Here is a 15068-nt window from a genome sequence, read left to right as displayed (position 1 = left end):
TTCAGCAGCCAGAGAGACATTGGACGCGCCAGCCTTTGGTCGGATTGACCGACAAGGCTGAAACGATTGACGGATTGTAACCGAATTGCCAGCACAAACAAACGCGGCCCACCCTGTCAATGCGGCACTTCGCATCAGGGTGGGCCGCGCTTCCCGGAGCTACCTCAGACTTCCGGGAACACACCGTCCTCGAACGGTTCCTCGGTGCCGCCCTCGGTTTCCTCGGCGGTATCGTTGACCTCCTCCGACAGCTCGGTCGCTTCCGCCTGTACCTCCACAGCCTCCTTGACCTGCTCCGCGAGTTCTTCATTCACCGCGTTGCCCATATCCTCGACGATCTGCGGCAACTGCTCGTTGACCGTGGTGACGTTGGTGTTGGCCCCCGAGATATCGCCGGCCTCGAGCTGCCCCTTGGCCTCGAGCAGATTGTCGTTAGCCTCTTCCAGCTGATCAGTCACCTCGATCTGGGCCAGGTCGCTCACCTGTTCGGCGGCACTGTCGATCGCCCCGCCAGTATTGTCGCTGGCCACCGACTTGTACGCCGAACTGCCGCTGGCGCGCACCTCGGACACCGAGGAGGAGAAATCCGCCTCGCTCGGTACCTCGGCCTGCACGTCGCCCGAGGCATTGTCGAGCTGCGCCTGGTTGTCGGCACGGGCCTGGTCGCCGACCTGCTGCCCGTCGTTCTGCGCGTCCTGTACCTGCTCGGAGGTGGGGTCCTTGCCGTCGTTCTCGTTGGCCTTGTCCTCGGCCAGCTTGTCGTTCTTGGCGGTCAGTTTCTGCTTGAGGAAGTCCAGAGCCATCCACAGCCCCATGGCCTCCATGAAGTATTTGAACACGGTGCCGAAAGTCAGGCTCGACCAGAACTTGTCCCAGCCCGACTCCGGCGCCAGTGGGATGGCGATCACCGACTTGCCCAGCATGGTGCCGGCCAGCAGGGTCAGGGCCGTGGTGTCCGAATCCTTGCCGGTGAAAGTGCCCTTGTAGCCGAAGGTGCAGTTCAGGGTGATGGCGCCACCGCTGCTGTCGATCAGCTGGCCATTGGAGAACTGCAGCGTCTTGCTGCTGCCCTGGGACGTGAGGGTGATGGTATAGGCGCTCTGGCGGTCGCTGGGGTCGGCCGGCGACGGCGCGTTGGCCTTGCGGGTGAAGGTGATGGTGCCCTCGGAAGTCGCGCCCTTGGCATTCTGCCCGGTGGCCGCCGAGTACACGTAGAAGGTCGCGCCCGGCTTGCCCTGGTCGTTCATTCCCCACAGATAGGCGAAGCCGCGCATCCAGGTGCTGACCGCGACATAGCTGGGGAAGTCCAGGCCAGCGAACGTCGGGTACTGGTTGAAGAACGCCGCCATCTTGGCATTGCCATCGGCAACCGAACCGCTGCTGAAGGCATCCTTCATGGCCGACTGGAAGTTGGCCGACATCTGCGACGAAGGCGAGGTCATGATGTTCTGGCAGAACGTCAGGGCGGTCTGCATGTTCTTCGCCGCCGCTGCGGTGATATTGATGTCGGGGTAGGTCTCGGTATTGAAGTCGAGCTGCTCGCCCACGGTCATCACCGGAAACAGCGAGTCGGTCCTGGACACCAGCAAGTTGTAGAGATGCGATACGGCGGTCTGGTGCTGGCTGTTGACATAGGTGTCATGCAGCGTGGCCGTGGTGCTGGCACCGTTTTTTAGCACGTTGCCGCTGGCCATCGACAGGAACTTGAGGTCCTGCAGGTAGCCCTGTTCGCTGGTGCCGCTGGCGGCATGGGCGTCGAGCACCACGACATCGACACCGGACTGGTTGCTCAGCTTGACGGTCTCGTTGATTTGCGTGGCGGTGCTCAGTTTGGCGGTATTGGCAGTGTTCACGTTGCTCTCCTTGCTGGTTGCGGTGAATGACACATCAATACGCAATGCAAGCCGTGGTGCTGCGCACCCCGGCCTGGTAATGGGTGGACAGGATGCTGCCGCCGACCGGCAGGCCACGGCTGTCGAACTGCGCCCCGGCATAGTCCACGTCGGTCACACGGATCACCCGCTGGCCGTCGCGGGCATACAGGGTCACCAGCGTCCGGCGAGGCGTTCCGCTGCTGCCCGGCTGGGTGAACCAGTCTTCGCGCCGCTGCAACAGGCTGCCGTCCTGGCGCCGTTGCACACTGCTGCGATCGGCGGCGCGGTTGGGCGCCCAGGGGGCGAAGGAGCAGAGCAACGGCGCAGGCCCGACCACCTTCATGACGCCTTCCAGGTCCAGCCGCTGCCGGCCCACCAGTTGCCCCTGGCGATAGCGCAGGGCCGTGGCGCTACGGGGTTTGCCGCAGGCGGCAAAGGTGCGTACCACCAGTTCGCCGCCATGGACCTGGCGGCGGGCGTCGAACAGCACGCCGCCGTAGTCGGAGTTGATGTGCTCCAGCACGGCATTGCCGCCTTCTATATAGCGCGTACCGATCACCTGGTAAGGCACGCCGGTGGCCCCCAGGTAGGACCTGGCGCTGTAGGTCCGCGTGCCGCGGCCATCGGTATGGTTTACCGCGAGCATGCCTCCTGTCAGCCGGGTTCCGGCCATCTGCGCCTGCCCATAGGACACGCAGGTGCGCCCCAGCAGACGGCCATCGGCATCGAACTGGCGGGTGCTGTAGCTGGCATAGCACTCCTCGTCGTAGGCCATCTGCGCCTGATGGACGAGATGCCCCTGGGCATCGTTCGCCGACAGCGTGGCCAGGCCGTGGGACGGCGTGCCGGCGGCAGTGAGGTGCAAGGCGTCGTACTGGCCGAACACCGAGCGCCGCACCTGGCCCTGGTCATCGAGCAGGCGAGTGATCGAGGAGCGCGCCCGCCCCTGGGCATCGATCAGCAGGTGGCTGTCGGCATGCGGCGCGCCCCCGGCGTCCACCGAGCGGTAGCGCACCTCCAGGCCACCATCGGTCTGGGCGTGGTACTCGGCCCTCCCCCGGGTGGCGACGTTCACCCCGTCCGGGCCGTAGTGCACCAGCGACACCGCCCTGGGCGGCCGGATGGCGTAGCCGGGGTCGACCAGGCCATCGAGCAGGCTCTGCAAGGCTTGATTGTTCATGTCGGTACTCCTTCACTGACACTGTCAGGCGCGAGGATCCCGGCCAGGTGGTCGAGCAAGGCGACCCCTTCGGCACGGGTGGTGGCTTTCTTGTAGGAGAAGCGCATGTCCAGGCTGACCCGGGTACGCTCGCTGTCGTTGCGCATCGAGCCATGCCCCAGGTAGCCGCCATCGAAGATCAACACCTGGCCGTAGCGCAGGCTGACCGGGCTGTAGTCGGCACTGCCATAGTCGCTTTCCAGCCACAGGGCGGCGCCAGCCTCGACATCGGTGAACGGCATCCAGAAGTTGACCTGGTCGATGCGCTCGGTAACGCAGATATCGTGGTGGAACGAACTCACGCTGGGCGTGCCGGCCAGGTGCACGCGCAGCTTCGGGTGGCTGGTATAGGAAATGCCACGCCCCACCAACGGCGCCAGCACCTGGAGCATGAAGGCGTGGTAGAGGGTCCAGAAATCGGCCGTGGCAGGCTGACGCTCCATCATGTCGCTGAGCAGCAGGTTGTCCCTTGGGCGCAGCCGCGCAGGGCGGCCACGTTCGAGGTAGTGCTGGCGCAGATACAGGTGCAGCCGGTCCAGGCGCTGCACCTTGTACACGTCCCGCGTCAGTGCCGCGGCGAAGGGAAAGCGCCGGGTGTCGTATTCGAGAACCAGACGGTTGCGCCGGGGCCGGGCACCGGCCTCGGCCATCAGCCAGGCACGATCCACCCCGGCCAGCAACGGCTGCACGCGCATGTTCATCCGGCATCCTCCGTTTCATCCTGGCGCAACCGCGCCAGCGCCTCGCGCAACAGGCGCAGGTTGCCGCGCGCACGGTCATAGCCATGCCAGAGGAAGATCCCGCCCTTGTCGCTGGCCGCCACCATCACCGCCACCAGGTGCTGCCAGGCCCACTCGGGCAAGCCCAACCGTGGCCGCTCGAGCAGTTGGCCTATCCACAGCGGCTCGATCAGGGCCATGCCGCGCAGTTGCACCTTGCTGCCCGCGGCGCTGCGGCCCTGGCCATGCAACAGCGGCTTGAGCGTGATCGGATCGAGGGTCACGTCCAACTGGCCGGACTCCACGGCCGGCGGGCCACCCTGCCACTGGATGCGTCCCTCGCGAAATTCGGCGGTTACCGGCTTGCCAGCGATCTCCAGCCCGTTGGGCCCCAGGCGCAACGCCAGCAACTCGGCCAGGCGACCATGCACCAGGCGCAGGCGGTAAGCCCCCTGGGCCCACTGCGCCAGGTCCTCGAAACGACGTGTCGACAGTGCCAGGCGTCGCTCACCGATGCGTGTGTCACGCCCGTTGAACAGTACTTCGCCGGGCAACGCCAGGCCCTCGCGCAACACATCAACCCCTTGGCTCGCCGAGGCCGAGGGCACGATGCGCAGCGCCTCCCCTGCGACCCGATAATCCCCTACCGCCAGGCATGCCGGACGCGCCAGCGATTGCCCGCGCAAAGCCACCTTGTAGCCGCTCCCAGCCTGTTCCCCAGCGGGCCACACCAGCCCGATCCAGCTGCGCCCGCCCTGCACCGAGAGATCGGATTGCAGATAACCGGAACTGCCATTGCCGGCCTCGGCGCTCCAGGTCAGCACGCCCGACTGATAGCGCACGCCCACCAGCGGTTGGCCATCGAGGTCGACACGCAGGCCGGCGTTCTTCATGCGGCTGAACAACGAGAGGCTCATGCGTCGACTGCTGTCGAGGTAGAAGCCGCTCCAGGGCGCCAGGCTCGACTGCAGCAGCGCATTGAGCTCGGCATTCATGCCCGGCCAGTCGATGCTCAGGCCAGCCTTGCGCGACCAAGCCGCGGCGACAGCACGCAGTTCGCCCGGCGCGGCGGCGCTGAGCGCCCGGTGCAAGGCGCTGCTGGCCGAGGTATAGGTCAGCAGGTGCTCGACCCCCTCACGATTGCCGGGATGACGCTGGGCATCGGCACCCTTGGCTGCCAGTTGCACCGCGCCCGGGTCGCGTTGCCCCAGCAGATGCCGTTCGCGGGCATCCAGCCCGCCCCAGGCCTGCACCGCGGCCTGGGGGTCGTCGCGGTACTGCCGGCGCAACTCGGCATCGTCGGACAAGGCAAGAATGAAACGTCCGGCACCGGTGTCGGCCTGCCACTGGTAACTGGCCGGCACATCGAAGCGGGCGAAATCGCTGAAGGCACGACGTTCACGCTTGTCGTAGCGGTCGATCACCCGCAATGGATCACTGGCGGCACGCACCGGTTGGCCGGGGCGGATCAGCCCCAGCCGCTCGAGCATCTGCGGATCCGACTGCCCTGCGGTGCGCGGCGGCAGGTAGAAGGTGGAGATCCCGGTCACCCACGATTGCGCCAGCGGATCGCGCAGGCTGGCCAGGGTTTGCCGGTCGATCAGCGGATCGATCCCCGGGTAGCGCGAACCGACATAGTTGATCACCGGGTGCTCCGGGCCGTAGAGCGCCTCCAGGTAGTCGAGCAGCACGGCGAAGTTGCTGTTCAGGTACCCCTGGCGTCGGTAGCCCAGCTCGCCGATCAGGCCGACCTGCCAGAGCACCAGGTGCAGCCCCGGGTCCGGCTGGCGGCGACGGATCAGCATGTCGGTGGCTTCGTACATCTGCATGCCGGGTTGGCTGGGGTCCACGCCCAGGTCGGCACACAGGGTGTCGAGGGCGCTGACTGCCGCACGCATGCTGGCGTGGTGCCCTTCACGGCGGGCGATGGTCACGGCGCGATGGGTCGACAGCACGAATACGCCGGGGTGGCCATAGAAGATCGCCACTACATGCTCGCCGTTGCGCACGTGATGCAGCATGGCCTCGGTCATCTGCATGTAGGTCAGGTAACGCGGTTTGCTGTCGTCGTAGAGCACGTACAGGTCAAAAGCGTCCGGACGCTGCGAGAGGATCCAGATCTTGGTGGCCGGGTCGGCAACGCAATAGAACACATGGTCGGCGGCGAGGATCCGCGCCTCGTCGCTGCGGCTGAAGTCCGAGGCCTCGATGCCCGAGCCGAGGATCTCAAGGGTGCCGGGGCGCTGCGGCGCGACCAGCAGGGCCGGATCGTCGCTGATGTCCGCGGCCCTGGCCGCGATGGCCTGGGCCAGCCGCCGCCAGCGGCGGCGGTGGTCCTCGGCGCTCGGGTAAAGGGTGGCTTGCACCTGTTCGTGGTTGTTGCGGGTCGTCATGCTCATGCGGTTCGCTCCTCAGGCGCCTTGCGCGGCCAGGTACTTCATCGCAACACTCGCCCCCACCTTCACCGGCAGCGGCTTGCCCTGGTAGGTGGCGTTGCCGAGTATCACGAAGGCCTTGTAGGCTTGATCGCCGGTGTAGGGCGCCATGCTGGCCACCACCTGGTTCTCGTCGTCACTGGACCAGCGCCAGTTGGCCGCGTCGTTGTCGGCCTTGGTGTTGCCCGTCTGCAGCAACGTGGAAATCGTCACCCCGACGGTCTTCGGATCGCCCTGCACTTCGGCCACATACTGGCTGAAGGTCTGCCAGCGAGCCGCCACTGGCTTGTCGTCCTGCAGCATGTAGTTGACCAGCACGCCCACCCCGGTGCTCTGACGCGGTTGCAGGTTCTCGATGTCCTTCTCGTCCTGGTTCTTCCAGGCCTGGAAGATCGCGCCCACGCTCTGGAAGGCGACGTAGATCACCGCCCCTTCGATCAAGGTCGGCAAGGCCTTGGTCATGATCCAGTTGCCGACGCCATTGACCACCTTCATCAGTGCGCCGGGCTCGACGTTCACATCGGTGTCGATATCCACGTCGACATCGATGTCGATGTCCGTCTCGGTGTCGGTCACCACATCGATGTCCACGTCGATGTCCACATCTACATCGACATCCACCACCGCGATGAAATCGACGTCGATATCGATGTCGATATCCACGTCGACGTCCACATCGATGTCGATGTCGATATCCACGTCCACATCGACGTCTATATCCACGTCGATGTCCACGTCGACGTTGACCGGATCGGCTGCGTCGCCCACGCCACTCCCGGCGCCGGCGGTGTCACCGGTGCTGTTGAGGCTGTCCTGGATGCGGCTGATCAGCTTGCCGGTATTCTGCGCCAGCCACTGCATGCCGTTGGCCACGGTGCCCAGCAGGTTGATCGCGGCGTCGAGGGTCATCGCCAGCTGCACGGTGAACAACGCGCCATAGGCCATGTCGTAGGCGACTGCGTACCAGGGCAACTGCGGGTTTTGATAGGACTGGGCGATGAACTGCTGGCCGTCACAGGTACCGACAAAGGCCCAGGTAATCACATCGGGCTTGCCTTCCCAGGTCAGGTCGCGGATGAACCCGGTGGTGTTGAAGCCGTGCTTGTCGTCGGCACCCGGGCTTGTCAGTTGGCCGTACTGGAACTGCAGCGCACTGCCGCCGCCCGTGCTGGGGCTGTAGTTGGCCTTGCCGTCGGCGATGGTCAACGTGCCCACCTGGGTGGTGGGCAGGATGAAGCCCATGGAGTTGCCGCTGGGGGGCTCGTAGCAGTAGTAGGTGCCCGGATAGGCGTACAGCTGGTTGTTGGCCCAGTAACCCAGGGCCGAGAACAGCGCGAAACTCACCCCAGGGTAGCCATTGGCGGCGAAGAAAGAGGCGGCCTTGTCGTTGAGGGCGTTGGCCGGGGTATCGCTGACCAGTTCGCAGAATTCCAGGGCGGTGGGAGTGAAGGGCTGGCTGATGAACGACTGGTAGAACGCCCAACCGGAGTTGGCCGTGGTCACATCCTGGTTGCCGACCCGCACCTGTTCCGAGTCCGGCAACAGGGCGTTGGCCACCTGCACCAGCAAGGGAAACTGGTCGCTCTGGCGCACGATCACCAGCCGCGCCAGGCTCTCTGTGAGGGGCAAGGTGGTGCTCTGGTTGGCGCCCAGCGAGCCTTGCAGGGTGTACACGGCGGTATAGTCCGCCGGATTGGTGGAAGGCGGATCGGTCGCGGGGTTCTTGTTGAGGGTGGTGTAGATGTCCAGCGCCAGGTTGGTGTTGTTGGTGATCTGGACGGGGTAGGTGGCCATCTCGATGCATCTCCCTTGCCTTCGAACAGCGCCAGGGCGCCGGGTTGAGACTCGACGGGCCAAGGAAGAAGAAAGGAGCGCGAGCGCGCAGGCGTGCAGACGGCACACGCAGTGAAATGCGGGCCGTATGCCGTCCATGGTCGGGGATCCAGACTCGTCCTGAGGCTGTCAGTCAGGGTGTCATGCACTATAGCGAGCGACCGGGAATGGCAATGGAACAGTTGGCGATATGCCAGCAGCGTTCAATTGCCAATGCGTGCCCAGGGTGGAACTGCCAGAAAAGGCGGCCCCGAGAAATAAAAACCCCCGGCCACATCCATGGTCGGGGGTCTTGGATCAGGCTGTGAACAACCCGATCAGGGTATTTCCAGGATTACTGCTGCTGAGGCAGTTTATCGATCGGGCCGCAGCCGCCGATGATCTTGGAGATGGAAACCGATGGGTGGAACAGGTAGTCGTACGAGCAGTTCTTAGGCTGGTTGTAGACCTGGCCGGTGCAGCCGGACAGCAGGGCAACGCCCGAAACGACAGCAACAGCGACAGTAGCTTTGATCAGCTTTTTCATAAAAATCCTTTAGTCCATGATCCACCATCAAACGGATGGCGCGCGGATCATACGGGAAATGCCGGTGAGAATGAAAGGCATTAGTACAGGTGCACTCGTTGACGGGGGTCAACTAACAAGTTGTTGGCACGGTAACTAAGCGTGTTGAACTACTTGCTAAAACGTTACAGGCGGGTAATTCCTTTCAGCTTCCTACAGGTTTTCATCAGACTTTCCTGATTCCCTGTAATCCATTTCCCAAGCACACTTTTTCCCCATTCAGACCATTGCAGCTGCTCGATCTGCGACCTAGTCTCGACCCGTCGTTGCCAACTCAACGACCGGCTTTGACAGGCCGTAGCTCAGAACGCAATGGCTGCTTCATGGCAGTTGTGCGTGGGGCACATTCGTGTGCGCCGGGAACCTGAGCCTCGGTCTGTCAACCTACGTACAGCTGCCTCCATTGGTTTGACAGCTTGTGGTGGACGCCCCAAATAGCTCAGGTTACTACCATGATAAAAATTGTCCCCGACCCTCCGCTACAAGCATCCGACTCCCCTCATACCCTCGAGGATCTGCTCGTCCAGATCGCCGAGTATCTCGTCTGCGCCTTCACCGCCGCCCAGCACGCCGCCATGATCCACACCAAGCCGCCGGGCCAGGTCATGGCCCTGACCGCCGTGCACGAAATCGACAGCGCACGCAGCTTGGTAGAAATGGCCCTGAGCCGCGTACAGGCAAGGCATTGATCGCGCCCTGAGAAAGGAGAACCGGCATGACTCAAGACAAACGCATCACCACCACCGGCATCGGCAGCTTTGGCGAAAGCGGTGAAATTGATAACGAAACTCCACTGTTCCAAGTCGTTGCGGGCCACCCAATGGACTATGCCCTGGAACAATCCACGCACTTGATAACCTGCGCCTACACCCTGAGTGATATCGCGCTGACTCAGGATCTGAAGAACGCACCTACTTTGTTAGCCGCCGCCCACTATCTCACCGGCATGGCCAAAGCACTGTCGCAAGATGTCTCCCACGCAGTAACCAACAGCCCCGCTGTTTGATGCAAAAAGCCCCGTAGCGCGAACTACGGGGCTTTCAGCAAAGAAATCGATACAGGCCTTTATTGCATCAACCAACCTGCTCGAATCGCCGTCGCCTCACGAACAGGCCCACGCCCAACCCGGTGGCAAGGACCGACAGCAATCCCAGGTCCAACCCGAACGAACGGGCTTGGCTAACAATGATGCAACCGGCGAAACCAACCACCACCAGCGCCACCCCCAGCCACTTGCGCAGCGGGTAGGGCCTGAGGAACCGATCCAGCAGGCCATAAAGCACCAGGGCGATGACCGCATAGGTAATTTCGGACACAGGCGCCTCCATCAGGTCTTGATGATCAGGGTCGAAGTGGAGTGCTGCGGACCGATGCCGCCATTGACCTGCGCCTCGATGCTGACCAGCACATCGCCCGCATGGTAGGTGGGCAGGACGTCATTGGCATAGGCACGCACCCCAGCGCCCACTGGCACGCCAACATACGGCGATGCAACAGAGCTGGCGGCCGCAGCAAACGCCGAGGCGGCAAGGTTGGCGACCTTGGTGCGCTGGGCGTTGAGGGTGTCACCCTGCTGCCGGGTCAGCGGCTTGGAGATGCCGATCTTCATCACGCACGGCAGCCCTTTGGCCAGCATCCTGTCGTACGTCTCGACAACCTTGCTGTTGACCTCGTAATGGGCGCTTTTAGCTTCGCCGAAATGCAGCTCGCGCAAACGCCCGCGCTCGCTGTCGGTCAGGGTGATCTGCGAGACGTTGAAGACGATCCCGTGATTGCCCATGTATTGGAAAGTCCCTTCGAACTTCATTGCACGCATCCTTTCGAGGCAAAGGGTGCGATTCTCTACAAGGTGCGGCAGGTACGCAAACGGTGGCATTTAGCTATGCCAGCCCATCGCCCTGCCGCGAGTAGTCCATTTCCGAATCGGGCATCCAGACCAGCCTAAGCATTGCCGTTGACCAAGTACCGCTCTAGGCTCTACTGATCGCTGCCTTATCGACAGCACTATCAAAACATTGCAGATGCCCCGCAAGCCGTATGGGCGATGCCAAAAGCATCGAAGACCATAGACGAGTAGAGCGTGGTGTTTCACGTGCCATTCGAAAGCGGAGGGCGTGGATGTCTCAAAACGATATGCCAGACAGTCGGCTGCAGGAGCCCTGGGCCAACTGTTTTCATCGACTTTATGCAGTAGGCATGAGCCTGGGTAGACATGACTCGCCATCAGAGAAGATTGGTACCGTAACCATGAATGACGTGCCCCGTGACGAACTCAACGCCAAGCTCGAGACTATCGAGATCAAGATGGACGCTCGGGTAGAAGCCATTGCGTCGAAAATCGACGGTTTTCTCGTTGCCCAGAGCGAACGCGACAAGCGCTTGGACGAATCGATCGCGGGTGTCCGGCGCGACATCGATCGATTGGGCAGCCTGAAGTTGAACATCTGGAGCGCCATGCTAACCGCTGTTGCGCTGGGTGTAACGGTGGCGGCACTGAGTGTGACGGTCTATCAGACAGGTAAAGGCGACATCGCCATCGCGCCCCTGTCGCCACTCGCGATAGAGGTCCCCGGCTCAGTACACATCGCTACCGACGAGTAAAGACATACCGCTCCATCTGCTCTAAAACTGCCTAATACGCCCCTTAAACGACGAAGCCCCCAAAAACTCAACGTTTTCGGGGGCTTCGGCTACTTCGCGTATGGCGGAGAGATAGGGATTTGAACCCTAGGTACTGTTGCCAGTACAACGGATTTCGAATCCGTCCCGTTCGACCACTCCGGCATCTCTCCAATGGCGCGCATCATACCAGCGATTTCGTTTCTGGCAAACCTTTTTTGAAAAAAATTCGCGTGGTATCAGGCGCTTGCGTTAACGCGCCGCTTACAGCGGCACGCCCAGGCGCTTGGCAACTTCTTCGTAGGCTTCGATCACGTCGCCCAGGCCCTGGCGGAAGCGGTCCTTGTCCATCTTCTTGCGGGTCTCTTTGTCCCACAGGCGGCAGCCGTCCGGGCTGAATTCGTCGCCCAGGACGATCTGGCCGTGGAACACGCCGAACTCCAGCTTGAAGTCGACCAGCAGCAGGCCTGCGTCGTCGAACAGCTTGCTCAGCACTTCGTTGACCTTCAACGACAGCTTCTTCATCTCCACCAGTTGCTCGGCGGTGCCCCAGCCGAAAGCGACAACATGGGATTCGTTGATGAAGGGGTCGCCCTTCTCGTCGTTCTTCAGGAACAACTCGAAGGTGGACGGCTCCAGCTTGATGCCCTCCTCCACGCCCAGGCGCTTGACCAGGCTACCGGCGGCGTAGTTGCGCACCACACATTCGACCGGGATCATGTCGAGCTTCTTCACCAGGCACTCGTTGTCGCCCAGCAGCTTGTCGAACTGCGTCGGCACGCCGGCTTCTTCGAGTTTCTGCATGATGAAGGCGTTGAACTTGTTGTTCACCATGCCCTTGCGGTCGAGTTGTTCGATGCGCTTGCCGTCGAACGCCGAGGTGTCGTTACGGAACAGCAGGATCAAGCGGTCGGCGTCGTCGGTCTGGTAAACCGATTTGGCCTTGCCGCGGTAGAGTTCGTCGCGTTTTTCCATGATGGGCTCCGCTTGCTTGAGTAGGTGGGCTAGGCGATTTGGCGCCAGTCGAGCCCTTGATCCTGATTCGCCACCTGGAGCCAGTCCGGGTCGCACCCGAGGGCGTCGACGAAGCACTGGCGGGCCAGATGTGGCAGGTTGTTCTTGCTGCTGAGGTGGGCCAGCACCAGGTGCTGCAGGTTTTGCCAGCCCAACTCGGCCACCAGGCTCGCGGCCTGGTGGTTGTTCAAATGTCCCTGGCTGCCGCCGACCCGCAGCTTGAGAAAGCGCGGGTAATGCCCACGAGCCAGCAGGTCGCGGCAATGGTTGGCTTCGATCAGCAGGGCATCGAGCCCCTGATAGCGTTCCAACAACTGCGCGTCGTAGCTGCCCAGGTCGGTGAGCATGCCGAAGCGGCGGCGACCGTCGCTGATCACGTACTGCAACGGCTCGTAGGCATCATGCTCGACCCGTGCCGCGCTGACCTGCAGATCGCCGATCTGCACGACATCGCCGCAACCGAGAAAACCGGCCACCTCCACCGGCTTGCGCATGCCGCGCAAGGTGCCCTGGCTGAGGTAGACCGGTACATTGTAGCGCCGTGACAGCAACCCCACGCCATGCACGTGGTCGGCATGTTCATGGGTCACCAGCACCGCGCTCAACTGCGTGGCCGACACCCCGAGCAGCGCCAGGCGCCGCTCGGTCTCGCGCAGGGAAAAGCCGCAATCGACCAGGATGACCGTGTCACCACTGGCGATGAGCGTGCCGTTTCCCTGGCTGCCGCTTCCAAGAACCGCGAAGCGCACTTAGCCCAGGTGGTCCTGGATGGCGCTCAGCACGCGGCGGGCCACATCGGCCGGGGCCACGGTGTTGATGTTCTTCTCGACGGTCACCTGGACGTTTTCACCCACCTTGCTCAGGCGTACCTGATAGCGCTCGGCGCGGGCTTCACGCTCTTCCTTGCTCGGCTCGCTGCCGAACAGGCGGCTGAAGAAGCCGGGCTCCTTCTGCTTGTCATCGGGCTTCTCGGACAGGTTGATGTAGTACAGGCCCAGGCTGCGGTTGATGTCCTCGACGCGCCACTCGCCCTGCTCCAGGGCGCGGCCGACGCCGGACCAGGCGCGGTCCAGGTCCGAACCCAGGAACAGCACCGGGTTGCCGCTGCCGTCCTCGCTCAGGCTGACCTGGCTCGGGGCATCGAAGTCGCGCGCGGCCAGCAGCGAGACCGACCCGCCCTTCTCGGCGCTGCGGTTCATGCTGGCGAGCATTTCGTCGACCAGCAGGGCGTCGGTGCCGGTGTTGCTGGAGGCGGACGGGAAGTCAGGCTCGGCGCTGCTGCCGGCCGGGCGCTCGACGCTGACCACATACACCTCGGAGGTGTTGCGCTGCACGCCGGGCTCCATGCGCACCCGCACGCGGACTTCGCTGTCCGCGCTGCTGGAGGTGCTGGCCAGGCGCTGGCCGAGGGAAGCCGACAGCTCGTCGAAGCGCTGCCAGGTGGTGTTGAATTCACCGGTCTGCGGGCGCTCTTCAGCGATGCGGAAACCGTTGTCCTCGAAGAACTGGCGGGTCACCGGCCAGACTTCGGCGGGCGAGCGCTGGGCCAGCACCCAACGGCTGTTGCCGCTGCGCTGCAGGCTGAAATCGCTGATGTCGGCGGTGGCCGACAGCGGCTGTGGACGGGGTACCTCGAACTCGCCAGTGGCACGATCGTCGGCCACGTTGCGCGGGATCGGCAGCAGCGGATCCAGGCGCTTGACGTTGCTGGCGTCCGGCGGCAGCTGCATCGGCGCGGTAGGCTGCGCCTGCAGGTAGTCGCTGCCACGGTCGCGGAAATAGCCATCCTCGCCCCACAGCCAACCGCACCCACTGGTGCTGGAAATGATCAGGGCGAGAGCGGAAAGACCAGCCAGTCGCTTCATGCGGTGTACTTCCTCGATTAAACCTGTACGCCGGACTGGCGCAAGGCAGTACGGACTTTTTCGTGACAGCCTTCGCTCAGCCAGGTCAGCGGCAGGCGGATACCTTGTTGCATCAGGCCCATTTCAACCAGCGCCCATTTCACCGGGATCGGGTTGGCTTCGCAGAACAGGTCTTTGTGCAGCGGCATGAGTTTTTCGTTGATTGCGCGGGCCTTCTCGGCATTGCCCTCAAGGGCGGCCTCGCACAGGTCGGCCATTTCGCGCGGAGCGACGTTGGCGGTGACGGAGATGTTGCCCTTGCCGCCCATCAGGATCAGTTCGACGGCGGTCGGATCGTCGCCGGACAGGACGATGAAGTCCTTGTCGACGCCGTCCAGGATCTGCTTGGCACGGACCAGGTCGCCGGTGGCTTCCTTGATGCCGATGATGTTCTTGACCTTCGACAGGCGGATCACGGTGTCGGCCTGCATGTCGCAGGAGGTGCGGCCGGGTACGTTGTACAGGATCTGCGGGATGTCGACGGCTTCGGCGATGTGCTTGAAGTGCTGGTACAGGCCTTCCTGGGTCGGCTTGTTGTAGTAAGGCACGACGAGCAGGCAGGCATCGGCGCCGGCATTCTTGGCGTTCTGGGTCAGGTGCACGGCTTCGGCAGTGGAGTTGGCACCGGTACCGGCAATTACCGGGATCCGCTTCTTGCTGTGCTTGACGCGCTCGACCACGTGCTTGATGACCAGGATGTGCTCTTCGACGTCCAGGGTGGCGGACTCGCCGGTGGTGCCGACAGCTACGATCGCGTGGGTGCCGTTTTCCAGGTGGAAGTCTACAAGTTTGTCGAGGCTGTCCCAGTCCAGACGCCCTTGTGCATCCATGGGTGTGACCAACGCCACCATACTGCCCGCAATCATGTAATTGCTCCTGCCGGAAA

The 15068-nt window shown here is 63.1% G+C and carries 15 protein-coding genes and 1 tRNA gene; 3 read left to right on the top strand and 13 right to left on the bottom strand.

All coding sequences use genetic code 11. From position 1 onward, the window contains the following. Positions 1 to 164 precede the first annotated feature (164 nt). The 6 genes from DFS21_RS02935 to DFS21_RS02910 form a co-directional block, all read right to left on the bottom strand. Positions 165 to 1853, bottom strand: coding sequence for a hypothetical protein (locus DFS21_RS02935; RefSeq protein WP_102681698.1), 1689 nt, complete (start codon positions 1851 to 1853; stop codon positions 165 to 167). 34 nt (positions 1854 to 1887) lie between these two features. After that, positions 1888 to 3054, bottom strand: coding sequence for a hypothetical protein (locus DFS21_RS02930; protein WP_111531778.1), 1167 nt, complete (start codon positions 3052 to 3054; stop codon positions 1888 to 1890). Continuing rightward, positions 3051 to 3794 carry a streptomycin biosynthesis enzyme StrG gene (locus DFS21_RS02925; RefSeq protein WP_102681696.1) on the bottom strand — a complete coding sequence of 248 codons (744 nt, stop codon included), beginning with the start codon at positions 3792 to 3794 and terminating at the stop codon, positions 3051 to 3053. The genes DFS21_RS02930 and DFS21_RS02925 overlap by 4 nt, the downstream gene beginning before the upstream one ends. Beyond that, a complete protein-coding gene (locus DFS21_RS02920; protein ID WP_111531777.1) occupies positions 3791 to 6211 on the bottom strand; it encodes an SAM-dependent methyltransferase in 2421 nt (806 codons plus the stop codon). The genes DFS21_RS02925 and DFS21_RS02920 overlap by 4 nt, the downstream gene beginning before the upstream one ends. A gap of 12 nt (positions 6212 to 6223) precedes the next feature. After that, positions 6224 to 8041: a hypothetical protein gene (locus tag DFS21_RS02915; protein WP_110697900.1), complete on the bottom strand. Its 1818-nt coding sequence runs from the start codon at positions 8039 to 8041 to the stop codon at positions 6224 to 6226. 373 nt (positions 8042 to 8414) lie between these two features. After that, positions 8415 to 8606, bottom strand: coding sequence for a DUF4223 family protein (locus DFS21_RS02910; protein WP_023630554.1), 192 nt, complete (start codon positions 8604 to 8606; stop codon positions 8415 to 8417). A gap of 491 nt (positions 8607 to 9097) precedes the next feature. Between DFS21_RS02910 and DFS21_RS02905 the strand changes: the two genes are divergently transcribed. Together DFS21_RS02905 and DFS21_RS02900 are read left to right on the top strand one after the other, a co-directional pair. Beyond that, entirely contained in the window at positions 9098 to 9334 is a 237-nt protein-coding gene (locus DFS21_RS02905; RefSeq protein WP_102681693.1) for a hypothetical protein, read from the top strand. 26 nt (positions 9335 to 9360) lie between these two features. Then, positions 9361 to 9651 (top strand): DUF3077 domain-containing protein, encoded by a 291-nt coding sequence (locus tag DFS21_RS02900; RefSeq protein WP_110697898.1) that lies wholly within the window; start codon positions 9361 to 9363, stop codon positions 9649 to 9651. A 67-nt stretch (positions 9652 to 9718) separates the two neighbouring features. Here the strand turns inward: DFS21_RS02900 and DFS21_RS02895 are convergent, their stop codons facing one another. Beyond that, entirely contained in the window at positions 9719 to 9961 is a 243-nt protein-coding gene (locus DFS21_RS02895; RefSeq protein WP_110697896.1) for a hypothetical protein, read from the bottom strand. Between the two features lie 11 nt (positions 9962 to 9972). Continuing rightward, complete coding sequence (locus DFS21_RS02890; RefSeq protein WP_028692998.1) at positions 9973 to 10452, bottom strand: hypothetical protein; 480 nt, start codon at positions 10450 to 10452, stop codon at positions 9973 to 9975. A gap of 440 nt (positions 10453 to 10892) precedes the next feature. Here DFS21_RS02890 and DFS21_RS02885 point away from each other — a divergent pair, with 440 nt between their 5' ends. Continuing rightward, positions 10893 to 11246, top strand: a complete 354-nt coding sequence (locus DFS21_RS02885) for a hypothetical protein (RefSeq protein WP_256591221.1) — start codon at positions 10893 to 10895, stop codon at positions 11244 to 11246. A 101-nt stretch (positions 11247 to 11347) separates the two neighbouring features. On the opposite strand, the gene DFS21_RS02880 is transcribed toward DFS21_RS02885, so the two are convergent. The 5 genes from DFS21_RS02880 to dapA all read right to left on the bottom strand — a co-directional run bounded on the left by DFS21_RS02880 (position 11348) and on the right by dapA (position 15048). Continuing rightward, positions 11348 to 11437, bottom strand: a tRNA-Ser gene (locus tag DFS21_RS02880). A gap of 91 nt (positions 11438 to 11528) precedes the next feature. Next, on the bottom strand, positions 11529 to 12239 hold the full coding sequence (gene purC / locus DFS21_RS02875) for a phosphoribosylaminoimidazolesuccinocarboxamide synthase (RefSeq protein ID WP_016392503.1): 711 nt from the start codon (positions 12237 to 12239) through the stop codon (positions 11529 to 11531). A 29-nt stretch (positions 12240 to 12268) separates the two neighbouring features. Further along, positions 12269 to 13027, bottom strand: coding sequence for an MBL fold metallo-hydrolase (locus DFS21_RS02870; protein ID WP_046856745.1), 759 nt, complete (start codon positions 13025 to 13027; stop codon positions 12269 to 12271). Next, positions 13028 to 14143 carry an outer membrane protein assembly factor BamC gene (gene bamC, locus DFS21_RS02865; RefSeq protein ID WP_111531775.1) on the bottom strand — a complete coding sequence of 372 codons (1116 nt, stop codon included), beginning with the start codon at positions 14141 to 14143 and terminating at the stop codon, positions 13028 to 13030. A gap of 17 nt (positions 14144 to 14160) precedes the next feature. Beyond that, a complete protein-coding gene (gene dapA / locus DFS21_RS02860; protein ID WP_111531774.1) occupies positions 14161 to 15048 on the bottom strand; it encodes a 4-hydroxy-tetrahydrodipicolinate synthase in 888 nt (295 codons plus the stop codon). Positions 15049 to 15068: the final 20 nt, after the last annotated feature.

It is taken from the genome of Pseudomonas sp. 2848 (assembly GCF_003253945.1).
In the GTDB taxonomy this organism is placed as follows: Bacteria; Pseudomonadota; Gammaproteobacteria; order Pseudomonadales; family Pseudomonadaceae; genus Aquipseudomonas.
The sequence above is the reverse complement of the archived record's forward strand: the minus strand, read 5'-3'. Positions and strand labels throughout refer to the sequence as shown.